Annotated in this window: 16 protein-coding genes and 3 pseudogenes; 14 read left to right on the plus strand and 5 right to left on the minus strand. The window is 64.7% G+C overall.

Features of this window, described 5'->3' with window-relative positions; translation table 11 throughout:
* The first annotated feature begins 30 nt into the window (after nucleotides 1-30).
* Nucleotides 31-720, plus strand: coding sequence for a methyltransferase domain-containing protein (locus tag AB3L03_RS26070; protein WP_026232678.1), 690 nt, complete (start codon nucleotides 31-33; stop codon nucleotides 718-720).
* A 125-nt stretch (nucleotides 721-845) separates the two neighbouring features.
* Nucleotides 846-1,505, plus strand: a complete 660-nt coding sequence (locus tag AB3L03_RS26075) for a hypothetical protein (protein WP_368507232.1) — start codon at nucleotides 846-848, stop codon at nucleotides 1,503-1,505.
* A 221-nt stretch (nucleotides 1,506-1,726) separates the two neighbouring features.
* On the opposite strand, the pseudogene AB3L03_RS26080 reads toward AB3L03_RS26075, so the two are convergent.
* Nucleotides 1,727-3,390 (minus strand): annotated as a pseudogene (locus AB3L03_RS26080) (aminotransferase class III-fold pyridoxal phosphate-dependent enzyme).
* Between the two features lie 35 nt (nucleotides 3,391-3,425).
* On the opposite strand from AB3L03_RS26080, the pseudogene asd reads away from it, so the two are divergent.
* Both asd and AB3L03_RS26090 read left to right on the plus strand, forming a co-directional pair.
* Nucleotides 3,426-4,286, plus strand: a pseudogene (asd, locus tag AB3L03_RS26085) (archaetidylserine decarboxylase); the annotation flags it as partial.
* A gap of 67 nt (nucleotides 4,287-4,353) precedes the next feature.
* Nucleotides 4,354-4,920 (plus strand): NUDIX hydrolase, encoded by a 567-nt coding sequence (locus AB3L03_RS26090; RefSeq protein WP_085349111.1) that lies wholly within the window; start codon nucleotides 4,354-4,356, stop codon nucleotides 4,918-4,920.
* 189 nt (nucleotides 4,921-5,109) lie between these two features.
* On the opposite strand, the gene AB3L03_RS26095 is transcribed toward AB3L03_RS26090, so the two are convergent.
* Together AB3L03_RS26095 and AB3L03_RS26100 are read right to left on the minus strand one after the other, a co-directional pair.
* Complete coding sequence (locus tag AB3L03_RS26095; RefSeq protein ID WP_094183504.1) at nucleotides 5,110-6,495, minus strand: FecR domain-containing protein; 1,386 nt, start codon at nucleotides 6,493-6,495, stop codon at nucleotides 5,110-5,112.
* 289 nt (nucleotides 6,496-6,784) lie between these two features.
* Entirely contained in the window at nucleotides 6,785-7,555 is a 771-nt protein-coding gene (locus tag AB3L03_RS26100) for a DUF2147 domain-containing protein (protein WP_085349110.1), read from the minus strand.
* Between the two features lie 193 nt (nucleotides 7,556-7,748).
* On the opposite strand from AB3L03_RS26100, the gene AB3L03_RS26105 reads away from it, so the two are divergent.
* From AB3L03_RS26105 to AB3L03_RS26145, 9 genes and pseudogenes are all read left to right on the plus strand, one after another.
* Entirely contained in the window at nucleotides 7,749-8,597 is an 849-nt protein-coding gene (locus AB3L03_RS26105) for a DUF2147 domain-containing protein (protein WP_085349109.1), read from the plus strand.
* A gap of 305 nt (nucleotides 8,598-8,902) precedes the next feature.
* Nucleotides 8,903-10,107: pseudogene (locus AB3L03_RS26110) on the plus strand (extensin family protein).
* Nucleotides 10,108-10,427: 320 nt separating this feature from the next.
* Complete coding sequence (locus AB3L03_RS26115; RefSeq protein WP_085349107.1) at nucleotides 10,428-11,726, plus strand: M20 family metallopeptidase; 1,299 nt, start codon at nucleotides 10,428-10,430, stop codon at nucleotides 11,724-11,726.
* On the plus strand, nucleotides 11,723-12,562 hold the full coding sequence (locus tag AB3L03_RS26120) for an ABC transporter permease (protein ID WP_085349106.1): 840 nt from the start codon (nucleotides 11,723-11,725) through the stop codon (nucleotides 12,560-12,562). Before AB3L03_RS26115 ends, AB3L03_RS26120 begins: the two co-directional genes overlap by 4 nt.
* Nucleotides 12,563-12,591: 29 nt before the next feature.
* A complete protein-coding gene (locus AB3L03_RS26125; RefSeq protein ID WP_368507233.1) occupies nucleotides 12,592-13,599 on the plus strand; it encodes an ABC transporter substrate-binding protein in 1,008 nt (335 codons plus the stop codon).
* Nucleotides 13,600-13,661: 62 nt separating this feature from the next.
* The gene (locus AB3L03_RS26130) at nucleotides 13,662-15,056 is read left to right on the plus strand and encodes an amidase family protein (protein ID WP_085349105.1); all 1,395 of its coding nucleotides are present in this window, start codon (nucleotides 13,662-13,664) and stop codon (nucleotides 15,054-15,056) included.
* A 32-nt stretch (nucleotides 15,057-15,088) separates the two neighbouring features.
* A complete protein-coding gene (locus AB3L03_RS26135; protein WP_085349104.1) occupies nucleotides 15,089-15,829 on the plus strand; it encodes a Crp/Fnr family transcriptional regulator in 741 nt (246 codons plus the stop codon).
* Nucleotides 15,830-16,100: 271 nt separating this feature from the next.
* Nucleotides 16,101-16,289, plus strand: a complete 189-nt coding sequence (locus tag AB3L03_RS26140; RefSeq protein ID WP_085385390.1) for a hypothetical protein — start codon at nucleotides 16,101-16,103, stop codon at nucleotides 16,287-16,289.
* 227 nt (nucleotides 16,290-16,516) lie between these two features.
* Nucleotides 16,517-17,302: a potassium channel family protein gene (locus AB3L03_RS26145; protein ID WP_247820448.1), complete on the plus strand. Its 786-nt coding sequence runs from the start codon at nucleotides 16,517-16,519 to the stop codon at nucleotides 17,300-17,302.
* Nucleotides 17,303-17,454: 152 nt separating this feature from the next.
* On the opposite strand, the gene AB3L03_RS26150 is transcribed toward AB3L03_RS26145, so the two are convergent.
* Together AB3L03_RS26150 and AB3L03_RS26155 are read right to left on the minus strand one after the other, a co-directional pair.
* Nucleotides 17,455-17,790, minus strand: a complete 336-nt coding sequence (locus tag AB3L03_RS26150; RefSeq protein WP_085361419.1) for a DUF6665 family protein — start codon at nucleotides 17,788-17,790, stop codon at nucleotides 17,455-17,457.
* 53 nt (nucleotides 17,791-17,843) lie between these two features.
* Entirely contained in the window at nucleotides 17,844-18,479 is a 636-nt protein-coding gene (locus AB3L03_RS26155; RefSeq protein ID WP_018454218.1) for a TetR/AcrR family transcriptional regulator, read from the minus strand.
* Between the two features lie 193 nt (nucleotides 18,480-18,672).
* On the opposite strand from AB3L03_RS26155, the gene AB3L03_RS26160 reads away from it, so the two are divergent.
* Nucleotides 18,673-19,989: an efflux RND transporter periplasmic adaptor subunit gene (locus AB3L03_RS26160; protein ID WP_368507234.1), complete on the plus strand. Its 1,317-nt coding sequence runs from the start codon at nucleotides 18,673-18,675 to the stop codon at nucleotides 19,987-19,989.
* Nucleotides 19,990-19,992 lie beyond the last annotated feature (3 nt).

Raw genomic sequence — 19,992 nt, forward strand, 5'->3', positions numbered from 1 at the left:
TCCCGTTCGACCACAGCGAGAACCTCATCGATGGCTAAGATCATGAACCTTGACGGCACCCAGCAGCTCGACCTCACCCGTGGCACGGTCGAGCAGGCCTATGACCGCTGGGCGCCGGTCTACGACCTCGTGTTCGGAGGCGTGTTCGCAAAAGGCCGGCAGGCCGCGATCGCGGCCACCAACAAGATCGGCGGCCGGGTGCTCGAGGTCGGCGTCGGCACCGGCATCTCGCTGCCGCTCTACGCGCCGCATCTGCGCATCTTCGGCACCGACATCTCGGAGGCGATGCTCGACAAGGCGCGCCAGCGCGTCGCCGAGGGCGGCCTAGAGAACGTCGAAGGCCTCGCGGTGATGGATGCCGAGAAGCTCGAATTCCCCGACAACTCCTTCGACGTCGTGATGGCGCAATACGTGGTCACCGCCGTGCCGAATCCGGAAGTCGCGCTGGACGAATTCGCCCGTGTGCTGCGCCCGGGCGGCGAGCTGATCATCCTCACCCGCGTCAGCGCCGATACCGGCATGCGCCGCTTCATCGAGCAGAAGCTGCAGCCGGTGGTACGTCCGCTCGGTTTCCGCACCGCCGAGTTCGCCTGGTCGCGTTATGCCAAATGGCTGGCCGGTGCCGACGGCATCGAGCTCGCCGAGCGCCGCCTGATCCCGCCGCTCGGTCATTTCTCGCTGGTGCGATTCCGCAAGATCGACGTCGCCAAGGCGGCTTGATCCAAGCTCACGTAACCCGTGCGTCATCGCGCCGCTGCGCATCGTCACATGACAAAATGATGATGTCACACGGCCTACATCAGATCTCTGTAAATCCTGAACCCGAAAGCATTTTGGGGGAGAGCATGATCAAGAACTATCTCGAGCAGCTGCGGATCCAGCGCTGGGACGACCATCGCTACTATCACCACAGCCGCATCAATCAGAGCCTGCACTTCGTCAGCGCGCTGAGCTTCCTGTTCGCCTATGTCTGGCTGTTCGTCGATCCCATGATCTCCGCGCTGGTCGGCTGGCTGGTCTCGATGACCTCGCGCCAGGCGGGCCACTTCTTCTTCGAGCCGCACGGCTACGACCAGATCAACCAAGCGACGCACGAGCACAAGGAAGAGATCAAGGTCGGCTACAACCTTCGGCGCAAGGTGGTACTGATGTCGATCTGGGCGCTGTCGCCGGTGGTGCTGTTGGTCGATCCGACTCTGTTCGGACTGTTCACGCCTTGGGCGGGCGCGACCGACTTCATGCGGCAGGTCGGCAAGATCTGGCTCGTCGTCGGCGGCGGCGGTCTCATGTTCCGCACGGTGCACCTGTTCTTCATCCGCGACATCGAGACCGGTCTTGTCTGGATGACGAAGATCCTGACCGACCCCTTCCACGATTTGATGCTCTACCGCAACGCGCCGCTGGCGCTGATGCGCGGCGAGTTGATGGACCCCGGCCTGCATCTCAAGCCCGAGCACACGCTGGGCCTCATCGGCGAGCCCACGCTCAAAGAGCAGCACGCCTGAGCGCGCCGTTCTCACCAAGGCCTCCGATGTGTGATGGTTGCGTCATGCCCGGGCTCGTCCCGCCTGCGCGGCCGAAGCCGCTTCGGCGAGGCGAAGGCCCGGGCATCCACGTCTTGGAGTTCTCGCGCGGAGACGCGTGGCTGGTCGGGCATAGGCGAGCGGAAGCGACGCCGTCCTTCGGACGGCTGTGCCCGGCCATGACGCCGTTGGAGGAACCAGCCTCAGCGCCCGAAGCGCTTGGCGAGCATCTCTTTCAGGATCTGCCGCTTGATGGTCTTGTTGGTGAGGACGCCGTCGTGCCACCAGAAGCCGTCGGCCTTCATCTTCTCGGCCGCGCGGACGAAACGCTCGGCGACCTCGGTGAAATCGGCGTCGGTGTAGTTCAGGCTGAAGATCAGCCTGCCGGTGCCGACCCAGCTCAAGGACAGGCCTTCGGCGCGCAGATAATATTGCAGCATCCAGTTGTAGCGGGACGGCGTGGTGTATTTCACCGTCCAGATCGACGAGAAATTTGCAAACCGCACCGGCAGGTCGGCATCGCTCATCATTCGGTTGAGCTTTTGCGCGCGGCCGTTCCAGGTCTCGTCCAGTCCGTCATAGACGGCGCGGAAATTCGGGCTGGCGAGCCGGCTCAGAAACTCATCCATCGCCGTCATGACGTAGGGGTGCGAGTTGAAGGTGCCGCGGGCGAAGCAGACGTCGGCGGGGCGGTCGTCGCGGAAGCGGCGCATCAGCTCGCGTTTGCCGCAGACCACGCCGACCGGCAGGCCGCCGGCGAGGCTCTTGCCGTAGGTCACCATGTCGGCCTTGACGCCAAAGTATTCCTGGGCGCCGCCGGCAGCGAGACGGAAGCCGACGAAGACCTCGTCGAAGATCAGCACGATGCCGCGCTCCGTGCAGACCTCGCGCAGCTGCTTGAGCCATTCGGTGTGGGCCGCGCGGTCGAAATTGCCGCCGCGGGAGGAATCGACCAGCGAGGAATCGCCGGGCGCGTTGGCGTTCGGATGCAGGCCCTGCAGCGGATTGACCAGCACGCAGCCGATGTCCTTGCGCGTCCGCAGCACATGCAGCGTCTTCTCCGACATCTCGGCGAGGGTGTAGGTCTCGTGCGCAGGATCGGATTGCCGACGCCGGGCTGCACGTCGCCCCACCAGCCGTGATAGGCGCCGGCGAAACGGACCAGATGCGTGCGCCTGGTGTGGTAGCGCGCGAGCCGCGCCGCCTGCATCACGGCCTCGGTGCCGGACATATGGAAGGACACTTCGTCGAGGCCCGAGATCTGGCACAGCCGCGCCACGTTCTCGAGGATGACGGGATGGTAGGGTCCGAGTACCGGTCCGAGCGCGTGCGCCCGCTTCTCGGAGCCTTCGATGCACTCCTTGTAGAAGTCGTTGCCGAAGATGTTGACGCCGTAGGACCCCGTGAGGTCGTAGGAGGTGTTGCCGTCGACATCCGTGACGGTGACGCCGCGCGAGGACTCCACGAAGGTCGAGGTGCCCAAATGCTCGCGAACGAGACGCGAGAACTGGAAAGGCACGCGGTAGGTCTCGGTGAAGTGCAGGTCAGAGATCTTTTCCGCCGCGTCCTTCGTCATCGCGCGGCCCTTGGGGTAGCGCTCGGCGTAGAGGCTTGCGAGGCGGAAGAAGCCGTCCCTGCGCAGGCCTGCGATGTTCGCCGGCGCGCCGTCGCAGGCGAAGTACGCATCGCCTTCGAATTCGTAGAACGGAAGCAGCTTTGCCACCCGGCGGGACATCTTGGAGTGCCCGGCGAGCGAGCGGTGCTTGGCGCGGGACAATTCGATCCGCGCCTTGATCTTCGGGAAGGCGGCGGCAGCGGACGCTGCGGCGGCCACGGACAAAGAAAGAATCGGGAGTGTCGTTTCCATGACAACAAGCGCTAATACTGTGAGCTGACAGATTCATGACAGTCAAAGCCCTCATCGCCTCTTTCACCCAGCAGGAAGACCTCAACTTCCTGTTGACCAACCGCATCCCGCGCGCCGCGTTGACCCGGTTCATGGGCTGGTTCTCCAAGATCGAGAACCCGCTGGTGCGGGACGGCTCCATCGCGCTGTGGAAGCTGTTCTCCGACCTCGATCTCACGGAGGCGCGCAAGACCCATTTCCGGAGCCTGCACGACTGCTTCACCCGGGAGCTCAAGCCTGGCTTGCGGCGCTTTGATCCGGACCCCTCCATTGTCGCCAGTCCGTCCGACGGCATCGTCGGCGCCCATGGCCGGATCGCCGATACCGAGCTGTTCCAGGTCAAGGGCGCGCCGTACTCGCTGCTCGATTTGCTCGGCGATTCCGTGCTGGTCAACCAGCACCGCAACGGCTCCTTCGTCACGCTGCGGCTGACCTCGAGCATGTATCACCGCTTCCACGCGCCCTTTGACGCGCATATCGAACGCGTCACGCTGATCCATGGCGATGTCTGGAACGTCAACCCGATCGCGCTGAAGCGGGTCGAGCGTCTGTTTTGCAAGAACGAGCGCGCGGTGATCCGCACGCATTTGTCCACCGGCGAAGCTGTGACGCTGGTGCCGGTCGCCGCGATCCTGGTGGCAAGCATCCGCCTGCACTTCCTCGACATGGTGCTGAATGCGCAGGCCAGGGGGCCGGTCAATTTTCCCTGCGACGTCAACGTGAGCAAGGGCGAGGAGCTCGGCTGGTTCGAGCACGGCTCGACCATCATCATTCTCGCGCCCGGCGATTTCACCTTCTGCGACGGCATCGCCGAAGGCACGCGCATTCGCGCAGGTCAAGCGTTGCTGAGAAAAAACCCTTCAATCCGCCGCGGCGGCCGCTTATATCGTCGGTGGGGACGTTTCTACGACGACGGATTGGGTGATGGCACGGGCGCCGGTCATGGCGGCGGGTGGTATTGTGCTGCAGCGAGGTGCGTCGCCGCTGATTGCCGTCGTGCGCCAGCGCAAGCGCAACGAATGGGTTTTGCCCAAGGGCAAGCTCGACGACGGCGAGACGCCGAAGCAAGCTGCGCATCGCGAAGTGCGGGAAGAGACCGGCCACGACGTCGCCATCCACGAATTTTTGGGTACGCTCGTCTATCAGTCAGGTGGCCGCTCCAAGGTCGTGCATTTCTGGCGCATGGAGGCCGAGGGCGGTCCCGTCCGCAAGCTGATGAACGACATCAAGGCGGTCGACTGGCTGCCCCTGGAAGACGCGCTCGCGCGCCTGTCGCGCGAGTATGAGCGCGTGTTCCTGACCCAGGTTGGCCCGATCGCGCTCGCGGCGGCGGGGCTTGCATCTTCGCCTGCGCCCGAGCCGCCACCGCTGGCGACCGACGATGTCGATGCGGCTTTGCAGACACTGACACCGGCTGAAGCAGCCTCGGTGGGCGAGTTGCGGCACGGTCTGTTGCAGAAGATGAAAGCCTGGCTACGCGGAGAGGCGTGAGTTTTCTTCACCTCGCCCCGCGTTGACGGTGCACCCTCGCCCCTTGTGGGAGAGGGTGGCTCGCCGCGAAGCGGCGAGGCGGGTGAGGGGTCTCTCTCCACGCGTGAAGCTGTCGATGAGTTTTCGCCGATAGAACCCCTCATCCGGCGCTTCGCGCCACCTTCTCCCACAAGGGGAGAAGGAAGAAAGTCACCGCCGCTCCTTCTCCTTCGGAACTGGCGCTGGCCGTCGCGGCGCTGCGGGGCGTTGTGCGGCGGGGAGGCGCTGCTGGAATCCGCCCGGGCGTTGCAGGCCCGGCTGTTGAGCAGCGGGCGGCTGGCCGGGTTGCATGCCGGTGCGCGGCAGTTGCGGCTGCGGACCGGGCTGCTGTTGCGTTCCGCCCGGCTGCGGCGGCGCGACTCCGCCGGGCTGCGTCGGACTCTGTCCACCGCGTCGCGGCCGGGTTTGCGGGGTGCCGTCAGGCTGCGTGCCTTGACCGGCGCGCGGTGGGCCTGCCGGACGTCCCGCGCCTTGTTTCTGGCCTTGTTGCTGCTGACCCTGACCTACGCGCGGCGTACCGGGCTGCACGGCGCCACCTTGGCCCGGCGCTTGGCCCTGCCGCTGCGGCTGTTGCGGCTGTTGTCCTGGCGCCGTGTTCGGCCGCAATTGTTGCTGTTGCGGCGGCTGGAACGGCCGCGGAATGCGCGGGCTCGCGGTCGGATTGGCGCGGCGGAAGTCGCGCTGCTCGGTGACGATCTGCCGGCCCGTGGTTTGCGCCAGATGCACCTGGCTGACGAAGCCGCGGTCGCGCGCGATCTGCTGTGCGGGAATCGTGATCGGCACCGCGGCAAAGCGCATGACGCCGGCCGCGGCTGCGCCCGGCCGGATCGCAAAACCGCTCGCGCCTTGCGTCAGCGCGCCGAGCCGGGTCCCACTTGTGCGGTCGTCGACGTCGATGTGTCCGACCCGGCCATCGGCGTCGGGATAGAGCTTGATGTTGACGTTGTTGGTCTTGTTCGCGGCCGCGCCTTCCGGCACCTCGACCACGCCCGTGGTGCCGCGGATGCCGAGCGTGGCCGTCGGCGTCGTGATCTTCATGTCGCCGGTCTTTGCCACCGCCGCCGCGACGAAGGCGACCGTGCCCTTGCCGATGTCGAAGATGCCTGCGTTGTGCTTGCCGCCGTCCTCATAGACGTAAGTGTCGATGGTGATCTTCGTGCTGGCGGAGAGGTTGAACGTGGTCGCGTCGTCGAAGGTGATGCCGAGCGATGAGTTCGACGAAGTCTGCACGACGTCGTTGAGATAGATGTCGTCGCGCACGCGCAGCGGATAGGAATTTTTGTCGCGGATCACGGTCGCGATGCCCGTCACCGTCGCAACGTTGCCGATCGGCTCGACGGCAGCGGGCTGCGCCTCGGTCGCGGGAGCGGGTGAAGCCGATGGCGTCGGCGAAGGGGCGGGCGACGGCTGCGCTTCTGGCTGCGCCTGCGCAAGCTCGATCGCATCGAATCCGAACGCAACGCTCGCGCCGGCCGGCGGCGACGCCAGCAGCACAAGCGCGAACATGAAGCGGCGCCAGGCCACGGTAAGAGTCACGAAGAATCCCGGTGAGAGATCGACCGATATCAGCCGCGTACAGCTGAACGGCGGATGAATGTCTATCGCACGGAGGCGGTGAACGTTCAAACGGTACGCGATGCTAGCTTGCGGCCAAGCCTCTCCACCGTCATGGCCGGGCTTGCCCCGGCAATCCACGCCTTGAAGCGCGGGACTAAGAACGTGGATGCCCGGGCCTTCGCCTCGCCGAAGCGGCTTCGGCCGCGCAGGCGGGACAAGCCCGGGCATGACGAAGAATGTGCATGTGTTGGAGACGACGCCTGCGGCGTCAGCTCACGCGCTTCCAGGTCTGGCCGCCGCAGAACATGCCGCCGAAGGCGCAGCCCTGCACGCGCATTGCATTCGGGCCCCTCATCGCGATCGTCGAGTCGTAATTGCGGCCGGAGTCGGGATCGTGGATACGGCCGCTCCACTTCGCGCCGTCGGGCTTCATGTTGATCAGGATGCGCTCGTTGGTCTTTGCGGCGTAGCCGCAGAGATTGACGCCGCACTGTTCGACGCGGACATTGCCCTTGTTCTCTTCGGTGGCCCAGACGCCGATCGGTGTGTTGGCAACCGCGACAGGCGCGGCGGGCACCGGGGCCGGAGCAACCGCGACCGGCGCGGGCGCAGGAGCGGGAGCCGCAACGGGCGCGGTCTGCGTCGTGGCGTCGTAACCGACGGACGGAACAGCGGCAACCGTCGTGCTCGGTGCTGCGATAGCGGGCGCTGCCGGCGCAGTCGCCTGTACCGGGGGCTGCTGCACGGGATGCTGCTGCACCGGAGCCGGCGCGGGCTGCGCGGTCGTGGCAGGAGCCGGCGTGGTGTCGACGTCATCGTCTTTGGAGCCAAGGCCCTTGAGGTTGATGTTGTTCAGCTTGATCGGCTTGTCCGAGAGGCCCGGCGCGACGATGGTCACGCAATTGAGCGAGGCGCAGTTGCGTGGCGTCTCGATGCGGATGTTCTGGCCTTCGATCTGGAACGAGATCGCATTGCCGGCATGCGCGGCGGCGGTGGACGCGAGGAAGAGGGCGGTGGCGGCGATGGTGAGCTTGTTCATGACAACCTCCGAAGATGTGTGGTCCCGATGGGACTGAAGTCGCGGGTGGATGAAGCGTGGTTCGACCCTACGCCGGGCTGGCCGGACGTTCTGTGATAGACGTCACAACGGCTCGCCGCGGCTGGGTGACGCAGCGCACATTCGGTCGCGATTCCATTTGCGTAACGTCGTCGCCACACAGAGGGAGGCGCCGATGACGCGGCTTGTGACTTCGCTTGGCACATTGATCGCGCTGCTGGCGATTGCGCCCGCAGCCGAGGCCGGGTCTTACGCGTTCTCGATTGGCGGTCATCGATTTCAGGTCGAGGCGCCCAGGAATTGCCGATCGGCTTCCTGTGTCTCGGTTTCCTCCCATCGCAGCTTTCGGCCTGACGTCGACACGACGCCAGCCCCTGCGCCGGTGCTTCCGCCGCCGCAGCCGCTCTATCCCGTGGCTCCGGTCAGGCCAGCGCAAGCGATTGCGGTCGCGCCTGCGACGGCGCAGACGGCTCCAGTCCTTGCCTCAACGACCTCGCAGCCAATTGTCCTGCCGCAGGCGCCAAGCTCCAATCCGCCACGGGTGGAGCTACCGCAGACGGATCCGCCGAAGACCGTCGCGCTCGATCCGCCGCGCATGGAGGCACCCGTCGTCGCGCCAAGGCCGCAGCTCGAGCAGACCGTGACGAGCCCTGAGCGCGGCGACGACGAACTCTCCTATTTGCCGCTCGGCGAATGGGAGAGCGCAGGCGCCAAGGGCACGGTCCGCATCGAACGCTGCGGTCCTGCACTGTGCGGCTTCGCGCTGACTGAAGCATCGACCAGGGGCGAGAGCGTGCTCGTCAACATGAAGCCGAAAACGCACGACGTCTGGACCGGCAACATCTACAGCCGCTCCAGCGGCAGTACCTATTATGCGAGGATGACGCTGAAGAGCTCCGGCAAGCTTCACGTCGAAGCCTGCGCACTGGGCCATTTCTGGTGTTCCGGCAACGACTGGACGCGAGCCGAAGAGCGGCCGGAGAAGCTGATCACGACGTCGCGGCAGTGGAGCGCGCGGTCGTAAGGGAAGCGTTCGATACCTCCGGCTGAAGCCGCTAGATCATGCCTAGCACGATGGCACCGACAAAGGCCATGGCGAGGTACGCGGTGATAACGCTCAGTCTCCCGGCGAACGTCATGAGCTCGCTCCCGCTGTCGCGCCGCCTTGCGCGAGAGGATCATGGTTAACAGAGAGTCTCTTTTCGAAAAAGTCAGCCTTGCTGTCGCTCGTCACCGGCAGCGCTCCTGCTGGCGCCGGCCGACATGGTTAAAGAACACTGAAATCAACACGTTGAAGAGTCTTTAAGTAAATTCACCGAACGTGCGTGCATGACGCGCGGAGTTCGTTTGTATCTCGTCGGCTCCATCGTCCTTGTTTCGTTAGCGGGTTGCGGACGCGGCGTCTTCCAGGCCGAACGTGAACCGTGGCGGGCCGAGGCCGAAGCCGCATGCCTGAAATCAGGCGCGGTGAAAGAAGGGCCGGATCTCGTCCGCATCGACCCGATTTCCGGGCCGGGCATGTGCGGCGCGGAGTTTCCGCTCAAGGTCGCCGCCCTCGGCGAAGGCTCGAGCAGTTACGGCTTTGCCGATGAGGATTTGCGACCACCCGGGAGCATCGGCAACCAGCCGCGCTGGCCGGTGACGCAGCCCCGATCGAATTACCCGCAGAGCCAGAACTATCCGGCATCGTCCTATCCGCAACGCTCAAACTATCCCGAGACCGCGGTGCGCCAGCCCTCCGGCTATGGCGCTTCCCTGGTCCAATGCCTCTGAATGCGCCCGGTGTGGCGCAGCAGGAAGACGAGATCGATCTGCCGCCTGAGGGCACCGATGCCGCAGGCGCATCGCGCTACATGAATGCGCCGAGCTATCCGGCGCGGCCGGCGCCCTACTCGCAGGCGCCCGCGCAGCAACCGCCGCCGCGTCTTGGTCCGGCACAGGGCAATCCCGTCACCGCCGTCGGCCCTGTTGCGATCAAGCCGGTTGCGACGCTGGCCTGTCCGATCGTGTCCGAGCTCGACCGCTGGCTTGCCGACACCGTGCAGCCCTCGGCGATGCGCTGGTTCGGCAGCCGCGTCGCGGAGATCAAGCAGATCTCCGCCTATTCCTGCCGCGGCATGAACGGCAATTCGCATGCCCATATTTCCGAGCACGCCTTCGGCAATGCGCTCGACATCGCCGCCTTCGTGCTCGCCGACGGCCGCCGCGTCACCGTGAAGGATGGCTGGCGCGGCATGCCGGAAGAGCAAGGATTCTTGCGCGACGTGCAGTCGGGCGCGTGCGTGCATTTCACCACGGTGCTGGCGCCGGGCTCGAACGTCTATCATTACGATCACATCCACGTCGATCTGATGCGCCGCGCCAGCCGCCGCCTGATCTGCCAGCCCGCCGCAGTCTCCGGCGAAGAGGTCGCCGGGCGGGCGCAGCAGCGCAACCCTTACGCCAGCAGGCGCGATCCCACCATCACGGGCTCGCTGGGTACGCGCAAGAGCACGCTGCGCAAGCACGAAGAGGACGAGTACGCCGACGATTGAGACTTGCGCATGATCCGTAGCCTGGATGGAGCGAAGCGCAATCCGGGGACGGCGTTCCCGCATTCCGCTTCGCTCCATGCGGGCTACGACCCCATGCCGGCCCGCCTCGCGCTGAGCCCTGCCTGTTCAGTCGACGCCGCGTCTTTGGCAGAGCGCATCTCGGGCGCAAAAATTTGCGCACGCGCAAATCTCGCCTAAGCCATTGAAATCATCAATACAATCCTGCCGTGACGGGCTTTTCCCGCAGTTGGCACGGTCGCTGCAATGAGGAGGCTGCCACGAAGCGGCGCTGCCGGCGCCGTGAGCCAGCGGATCCCGTCATGCAGATGCCTGTCACCCCTCCTTATTCGGATCTCGAACAGCGCGTGCTGTCGCGCATCACGGAGGAGCGCTGGCTTGAACTCGCGTCCGAGCTGATCCGCACCGGCCAGCCCCGCTCCGGCAATCCGCTGGATCCCGATTTGCCGCCCGCCGAGGAAGAGGCGATCTCGATGCTGGTCGCGGGCAAGCTCGAAGCGCTCGGCATGGAGGTCACCAAGCACAGCGCGCAGCCGCACCGGCCGAACGTGCTCGGCGTGCTCAAGGGACGGGACGGCGCCCCCTCGCTCATTCTCAACGACCATCTCGACACCTATCCTGCCGTCGAGCCCGAGAAATGGCACATGACGGATTTCGATCCGTTCAAGGCGACGCGCCACGGCGATCTGCTCTATGCGCGCGGCACGTCCGACACGCGCGGAAACCTCGCTGCATCCTTGCTCGCAGTGCAGGCCCTGACCGAAGCGGGCGTGAAGTTCGATGGCACCTTGATGTGCTGCTACACCGTCGATGAGGAGCGGAACGGCACCGAGGGCTCCATCTACATGCTGAACAAGGTCGGCCTGACCGCCGACTACGAGATCACCGCCGAGCCGACCGCCTGGGGTGACGTCAACAAGGACTGGGGCATGAACCTGTCGGTGGCCAATTCCGGCCACTGCCTGATCGAGCTCACCGTTCACGGCATCAAGTCGCACATCTGGCGGCCGGACATCAGCGTCAACGCCATCATGGAAGCGGCAAAGCTGTTGCCGAAACTGAAGGACATGGCGTTCACGCATGTCCCCAGCAAGTTCATGGGACATACGCCGCCCTGCTGCGCCGTGGTGCGCATTCGGTCCGGCCTGCCTGGCGAGATGCAGTTCTCGCCGGATGCCTGCACCATCACGCTTGCCGTGGTCGGCATCGTGCCCGGCATGACGCTGTCGAGCGTGATTGCGGATATCGAGCGTCTCGGACGGGACACTTTTGGGGGCGTGAACGACGTCAAGGTGGAGGTGCGCCAGGTGCCGGGCTCGCTGTTCGTCAACGCCACCGAACCGGTGCCAATCGAGGAGGAGCCCTGCCGCTCCCTCCGCGCGGTTTACCGGCGTCTGATGGGCCGCGAGCCCGGGGTCAACCGCAAGAATGCCTTCAACGACACGATCCGCTTCCGCGAAGCTGGGATCAATGCGGTGACGTTCGGTCCCGGAGAAGACGGCTGGGCCGTCGACAACGAGAACATCTCGATCACCAAGTCGGTGATGGCGACGCGGATCTACGCGCTGACCATCATGCAGATCCTGGGAGTGCGGACATGAGCGTCGAGGCGACCCACATGACGATTCCAATCTCGCCGGATCGCACCCGACGCGGCAGCTTCCGGCTGCGGCTTCCGAAGGTCTCGCGATCGGTGCTGCTCTCGACGCTGACCGTGGCCGTGCTGCTGGCCGGCTGGGCCATCGTCACGGAGATGGGCTGGGCCAACGAGCTGTTCCTGCCGAAGCCGCAGGCGGTCTGGGCCGCGTTCGTCAAGACGATGACGAAGGGATATCAGGGCGCGACCCTGCTTCAGCATCTCGGCGCAAGCCTCTATCGCATCCTCACGGCCTTCACGCTGGCCTGCCTGATCGGCATCCCGCTCGGCGTCCTCATGGGCGTGTCGCGCAACGCGCGCGCGCTGCTCAATCCGCTGATCGAGTTCTACCGGCCACTGCCGCCGCTCGGACTTTATACGCTGCTGGTGATGTGGCTCGGCATCGGTGAGAGCTCGAAGCTGTCGCTGCTGTTTCTTGCCGGTTTGCCGGGCATCGTCATCTCGACCATCCAGGCCGTCACCAGCGTGGACCCGGTCTATGTGCGCGCCGCCCAGTCGCTCGGCGCGACCCGGCGCCATTTGCTGTTTCACGTCTATTTGCCGGCGGCGGGACCGCTGATTCTCGCCGGCATGCGCATCTCGCTCGGTTTCACCTACACCGTTCTCGTCGCCGCCGAAATCGTCGCGGCCTCCGCCGGCATCGGCTGGATGATCTGGGACGCCGCAAAGTTCCTGCTGTCCGACGTCGTGATCATGGGGCTGATCGTGCTCGGTCTCACCGGCGTCGTGCTCGACCTCATGATGCGCGGCATCGCGAAACTGTTGATGCCGTGGGCCTGAATCCAATTCTGATCGTAGGGGAGACCTCCATGAAGAGACTGATTGCGACGCTCGCGGTAACCACGTTGGCGCTCACGGCCGCAGTCCGCGCCGAGGACAAGCCGGCGAAGGTGACCGTCGGCTATCTGAACCTGGTGAATGCGCAACTGGTCACCAAGCATCTTGGCCTGCTCGCCAAGGAGATGCCGGGCGTCGACATCAAATACGTCAAGATCGGCGGCGGCGGCGACATGCTGCGCGCGATCGCCGGCAACGATGTCGACTTCGGCGGCCTCGGCAACCCGCCGACCGCGATCGGCGCGACGCGCTCCCTGCCGATCAAGGGCATCCTGGTGATCAACATGCTCGACTACGTCGAGTCGATGGTGGTCCGCGCCGACAAGAACATCACCTCGCTCAAGGACCTCAAGGGCAAGACCGTGGCGGCGCCGTTCGGCTCCACGACGCACTACCTCCTGCTCCAGGCGCTCAAGGAGGAGGGTGTCGATCCCGCCTCGATGAAGATTCTGGACCTCGCGCCGTCGGACATCGCGGCGGCCTGGCTTCGCGGCGACATCGACGCGGCCTGGTTCTGGGAGCCGGATCTCGGCAAGGCGGTGAAGAACGGCGGCAAGATCCTCGTCACCTCGGGCGAGATGGCCAAGCGCGGCTACCCGACCTGGGACATCGGCGTCGTCATGAACGCGTTCGCGGAGAAGTATCCGTCCTACGTCGACAAGTTCATCAAGGCCGAATGCGAAGGCATCGATTTCTGGCTGAAGAACCCGGAGAAGACTGCCGAAATCATCGCGGAAGAGCTTTCGCTGCCTCTCGAGGACGCGCAGCGAATGATGAAGGGCACCGGGATGATCCCCTGCAGCACGCAGCTCACGGAGGAGTATCTCGGCACATCCGCGAAAAAGGGCAAGTTCGTCGACACGCTGATCTCGACCGCCGATTTCCTGGTGAAGCAGGAGCGCTTGCCGAAGCTGCTGCCGCGCGCCGACTTCGAAGCCTTCATCCAGCCCGCCTATCTGGAGAAGGTGATCGGCCGCTAGGGTCGGTGCCGGCGGGCTTGCCTCGCCGGCACATTGTCAATTCCTGCAAGCACGTGACCGACATGAATCTCGCACCTCGCCACCTCCGCGCCGCCTATCGCAGCGGCGAGCTCAAGCCGTCCGATGTCGCCGCGCACGTGTTGTCGCGCCTCGATGACGCCGACCAGAGCGGCGTCTGGATCTCGACGGCAAATCCCGAAAGCGTCATGGCAAGGGCCCGCGCGCTCGATGCGCGCATTGGCGAGATCGGCGAGCTGCCGCTCTACGGCCTCGTGTTCTCGGTCAAGGACTGTATCGACGTGGCCGGCGAGCGGACCACCTCGGCCTGCCCGGAATTCGCCTACACCGCGAAAGACACGAGCCCGGTTGTTGCCGACGCCATCGCCGCCGGCGCGATCTATCTCGGCAAGACCAATATGGATCAGTTCGCGACCGGCCTCGTCGGCGTGCGCTCGCCCTATGGCATCGCCCGCAACCCGCACAACCCCGACTACATCCCCGGCGGCTCCAGCTCGGGCGCAGCGGTATCGGTCGCGACGGGCACCTCGTCCTTTGCGTTCGGCACCGATACCGGCGGATCGGGCAGGGTGCCGGCGTCCTATTGTGGCGTGACCGGCTTCAAGCCGGCGCCCGGCGCCTTCAGTCAGCGCGGCATGGTTTACGCGTGCCGTAGTTTCGATACCATCTCGCTCTACACGCGCGATCCCCGCGATGGCCACGAGATCTATCGCGTGTTGGCGCGGCGCGACGTCGAGGACTGTTTTTCACCGGTGGATTCCGCCGGATGGACGGAGCAGGCATCTCCGGCGCGGCCGCTCAACATCGCAACGCCGCGTCCGGATCAGCTCAGGTTCTTCGGCAATGCGGAGACGGAGGCGCTGTTCGGCGATGGACTCCGCAAGCTGCGGCAGCTCGATCTGTCGGTCGCATTGGTCGATTTCGCGCCGTTCATTTCGGTCAACGATTTGATGTTTTTCGGACCTTTCCTCGCCGAGCGGGACGTCTCGGTCGGCGCATTCCTCGACGCCAACCCGGAGGCGGGCGTGAAGATCGTGCGCGACCTCGTCATCGGCAGCCGCAAGTTCACGGCGGCCGACGCCTATCGTGCGCTCTACAAGGTCAAGGAGGTCCAGCGGTCGCTGCGCGATTTCTGGCAAGTTCATGATGCGCTGGTCGTGCCGACGGTCGGCACCGTGCTGAGCATCGACGACGTCGCGCGCGATCCGCTGACGGCCAACTTCAACAACGGCTATTACACCAACTACGCCAACCCGCTTGGGCTGGCCGCCATCGCCGTTCCGAACGCCGTCACCGCAGCCGGCGTGCCCTATGGCATCACGTTCCTGGCGCCGGCCGGCCGGGAGCGCCTGCTCACCGATCTGGCTTGCGCTTTCATGGGGGCTTCGGCCGAGCCAGAACATCTGCGCCGCGTTGCAATCCGAGCGGAGACCTCCTAGCCTTCGAGCCGTCACTCGAAGGGAGACCGATCGTGGGGCGCAGCGATGCGCATGAGGTGGCCGATCCAGCTGAGCCGCGCGCCGACCTGCCACGGCCCGGGACCGGACGTTATGTGCTGAAGGCATTGGACAAGCCCGATCTGGAGCTGGTGATGCGAACCGGCAGGCTCGCGACCTACCAGAACCGCGAATATCTGCTGCGGGAGGGCGAGCCCGCAAACGGCATCCACATCATCCTGAACGGGATCGTCGAAAGCACCCATGCCGGCACGCAGGGGCGCGAACTGATGCTGTCGACCTGGGAGGCCGGCGACTTCGTCGGCGCGCCCTATATCCTCGGCGATCACCGCCACAGCTGGTCGGCCCGCGCGCTCGGGCGCGTCGAAGCACTGCATCTCGACCAGGATGCGGTCCGCCGGTTGATCGCGCAGTCGCCGCCGTTCGCAGTCGCGCTGATCGAGTGCCTCGGCTTCAAGGGCGAGACCTATTCGATGCTGGCGCAGACGCTGGCCGGGCAGAAGGCGGCGGAACGGTTGGTGCTGCTGCTGGTCAAGCTGTGCGAGAACGCGGCCCAGGACGAGAGCGGCCCGATATCGCTCGGCCGCATCACGCAGGCCAATCTCGCGCGCATGATCGGCGCGACGCGCCAGTCGATCAGCCTGATCCTCAGCCGCCTCCAGGACGACGGCATCATCTGGACCGGCCCGACCAAGATGGTCGTCAACGATCTCGCCGCGCTCCGCAAGCAGGTAGCAGTAGGCGTGGACCAGTAGGGTCAGCTTACCGACGCAACGGAAGTCTCCGCCTTGAGCATGATGGGCGCTTGTGACCGGAGCGCACATGCTGCTTGTAATCTTCGATAGTCCTTTAGCGCACAGGGACTGCGCGGCTCGTCTGACATCAGCTTTGGGCCAGCAAACGCACTAGCTTCAACCGAACTGGAACAATCTCCAAGCGATCCGGTTGAAGTTTGTTATGGCCAATCTGAGACAGGCACGGATTAGTCCTGGAGAAGCGTGTTGTTTATCAGGAAAGGTGCTTCACATGGATGACGAACGAAAATCGTCAAAAGCTGGGGAACGCGCCGCTGAAGGCCTGCGCGAGGCGGCTGCTAAGGACGAAGCGAAAAACGAGAGCAAGACGGGACACGATTTAGCGAAGGGCGCTGACCGCTTCGAAGAACGCTCCAAAAGCTCGGATGGAAGAAGCGCGGAAGAGAAACAAAAAGGGTGAATGTCTACAGCAGATCCGGCGCTGCGTTTCAGTGGAAGAAAGCAGGCGAACTTGGAGCCGATAGCATCGAGGTTGTGCCGACGACAATCCATCCCGGTAACAGCCACCTGACGCTTGTGCTGCGGACTGTCACGGAAGCGTCGACTAGCTCGAACTCGTCGCACTGACTTAGATCTTCCAGGGCGCGAGGTTTGTCCCAGCTGCTATCATCTGTGCAAACTGCGAGCATGGCAGCTGTGAACCACACCTCCCTGAGAAGCCGCGTCCGTCGCCTCTACGAGGGTACAACGCCCAGCGCCGTTGGTTTCCGCTATGCTTTGCTCGCGTTTGATGTTGTGACCATACTGTTCATCATCGGGACGTCGTTCCTGCACCCCAGTGAGATCATCGAAACCTTCGACCTGCTATTCGGCGCAATGATATTGGCCGATTTTTCAGCACGGCTACTCGCCGACCGGCATCCGCTTCGAAAGTTCGGCCGCCTCTCGACATGGGCTGACATGGTCGCCATCGTTTCATTCCTGGCGCCCCTGGCTGGCGAGGCTGGCGGCTTTCTGCGGATTTTGCGGACGCTGGGAATGCTTCGTGACTACCAGATGCTCGCCAGGTTGCGCATGGATTCGTCGTTCTTCCGTCGCAACGAGGAGGTCATCTTTGCCGTCACCAATCTTGCGGTTTTCATATTTGTCATGACGGGGATAGTCTACGAGACCCAGAAGTTTCGTAACGATCAGATTCGGAATTATGCTGACGCGCTGTATTTCACTGTGACCGCGCTGACGACGACTGGCTTTGGCGATATCACCCTGCCAGGCACAATAGGTCGTTTGATAACCGTCGTGATCATGATTTTCGGCGTAACCCTGTTCTTCAATCTTGCGCGCGCATTGTTGAGTCCGAACAAGGTCAGATTTCCTTGCCCAACTTGCGGACTGCAGCGGCACGAGAGCGATGCCGTGCATTGCAAAGCATGCGGCGCTGTTCTCAATATTCCCGATGAAGGTTTGGCGTAGCTGTTGCTACCTCGGCGATCGAAACGTATTGCCATCATCAGAATCTGTGCCCAAGCGGCCATTCGACCATGGCCTCTTTCTAGGCGCTCGCAGCCATCGCAATCGTTGCCGTGGTAACGGCTGGCCTTGTCTAGCGCCCCGTAGAAATCATTTCAGGCCGGCTTCGACGCTGCCGGCACCAGCCCCATGCAGCACTGCACCTCGGCCGGGACATTGTAGGTCCGCATGATGTGGCGGCTGTCGCGCAAGCCGGATGCCTCACGCTGCACCACCAACATCCAGAGCGCGTGGCCGGCTTCCATCACCAGCTTGCGTCGGGCCGGCTGCATCGCGGCCGGCACCTCGGGGAGGGCATGGGCGGCGTCGAACTCGCGCAGGCGCGCCAGCGCCTGTTCGAGCGTGCGGCCCATCCGTCCGAGCGCGGAGGCCTGTTCCTGGACAATCTCGTAATGGAGGATATCGACGGGCGGGCGGAGATCACGGGACATGAGCCCGAATATAATGCCGCCGGAGCGGCCTGCAACGCAGGCCCGCCTTGCCGCTACTTCGCCCGATACGCTGCCAGGAACATCCGCGTCGCGCTGTCGACGACTTCGCTCATGCGCTCTTCCGACGGTGCGGGCGCGGCCTGGAAGACGAAGGGCAGGAACAGCGAGGCCTTGCACAGTTCCATGAACTGCGACGCCGCCAGATCGCAATCGTCGATATCGAGATCGCCGGCGGCGGCGTGGGCTTTGAGATAGTCGGAGAGGCGGTTGATCGACTTGTCCAGCACCCGCGCATAGTAGCGGCGGCCGAGATCGGGCATGCGCTCGGCGATCGCCATCACGGTGCGGATCGCCGATCCGCCGCCGGGCCGGCACAGCAGACGGTTGTAGGCCCGGCCGAAATCCTTCAGCGTGGTTTCAACATCGCGTGCCGGATCGAAATTGAACGCGACCTGCCCGTGCTGGAGCGCCTCCTGCTCGAGGATGGCTTCGAACAGCGCGCATTTGTCGGCGAAGTAGACGTAAAGCGTGCCCTTGGAGACCTGCGCAGCGCGGGCGATCTCGCCCATGCTGGCACCGTCAAACCCGAGATCCATGAACACCTTGCGGGCCCCGTCCAGGATCTGGCGGCGTTTGGAGCTGTCCTCCTCCTGGACGACGTGGAGATGTTCGCGGCCGGGTACAACCATTGGTTCAGGGTCTCGGAAAGTTTTTGCATCGGTCCAGGGTGATGAAACCGAAATAAAGGATTCGGGCCGGTAGGGTCCGTTCGGGTATTATCTATATTGACCGAACCGTTCGGTCAATGATATTTGGGATAGGTGAGAGGGAGCCGGCCGTAGGGCGGGTTGTCCCTCATCGCGCTTTTTTGGGGAGGCCTCCATGGCCGTAGTGAGAGACCAGGCTGCGCGCGTCCTTCGCCAGGACGCCGTGGAGACGCCGGCGCCCGCGGGTGGTGACGCTGCCACCGAGACGTCTGTAGCTCTCGCCGAACAGTTGCGCTCTCATGTGGCCGAGGAAACCAAGCGCCGTCCCAGCGAGGCGCCGGAGAAGCCCGTGACCGACAAGCCGGCCGCAGCCCCAGACGCGCCCGCCGCCGGCGCGCCGAAGTCCGGCAAGCGCAAATTCGTGATGATGGGAATAGGGCTCGTGCTGGCGCTCGCGGCCGCGAGCTATGCCGGCTATTACACGCTGGTCGGCCGCTTCTACGTCGCGACCGACGACGCCTATGTCCGCGCCAACAACACCATGCTGGGCGCGCGCGTTGCCGGCCACGTCTCCTCGATCCTCGCCGGCGACAACACGACGGTGCGCGCCGGCGACATCGTCTTCCGCGTCGACGACGGCGACTACAAGATCGCCGTCGACGCCGCCGCGACCAGGATCGCGACCCAGCAGGCCACCATCGATCGCATCGGCCGCCAGGTCGCGGCGCTCGACAGCCAGGTCGCGCAGGCCAGGGCGCAACTCGTCTCCGCCGAAGCCGGCCTCAAGCGCGCCGACCTCGATTATGAGCGCCAGCAGGCGCTGAGCAACAAGGGTTTTGCCTCGCGCGCCACCTTCGAGAGCTCCGAAGCCGGACGCGACCAGGGCGCCGCCGCGGTCAAGGCTGCGCAGGCCGCCTACGACGTCGCGCTCAGCAATGTCGACGTCGCCAAGGCGCAGCAGGCCGAAGCGCAGGCGCAACTCGCCGAGCTCAAGACCACGCTGGCCAAGGCCGAGCGCGATCTCGCCTTCACCGCGGTGCGCGCGCCGGTCGACGGCACGTTCTCGAACCGCCTCGTCAGTGCCGGCGATTTCGTCGCGGTGGGCCAGCGGCTCGGCAACGTCGTGCCGCTCGACAACGTCTATATCGATGCCAATTTCAAGGAGACCCAGCTCAAGCGCATCCGTCCCGGCCAGCCGGTGACGATCAAGGTCGATGCCTACGGCATGCGCAAGTTCTCCGGCGTCGTCGACAGCATCGCGGCGGGGGCGGGCTCGGTGTTCACGCTGCTGCCGCCTGACAACGCCACCGGCAACTTCACCAAGATCGTGCAGCGCGTGCCGGTCCGCATCCGGGTGCCGAAGTCGGTCGCGAAGCAAAACCTGCTCCGCGCCGGCATGTCGGTCACTGCGACGGTCGACACCAACAAGGGCGCGGCCGACGCCGACAGCGAGGTCGATCTCGACGACGCCACCATGATCCATCCGCAGTAGCGC

The sequence above is a fragment of the Bradyrhizobium lupini genome (assembly GCF_040939785.1).
Lineage (GTDB): Bacteria > Pseudomonadota > Alphaproteobacteria > Rhizobiales > Xanthobacteraceae > Bradyrhizobium > Bradyrhizobium canariense_D.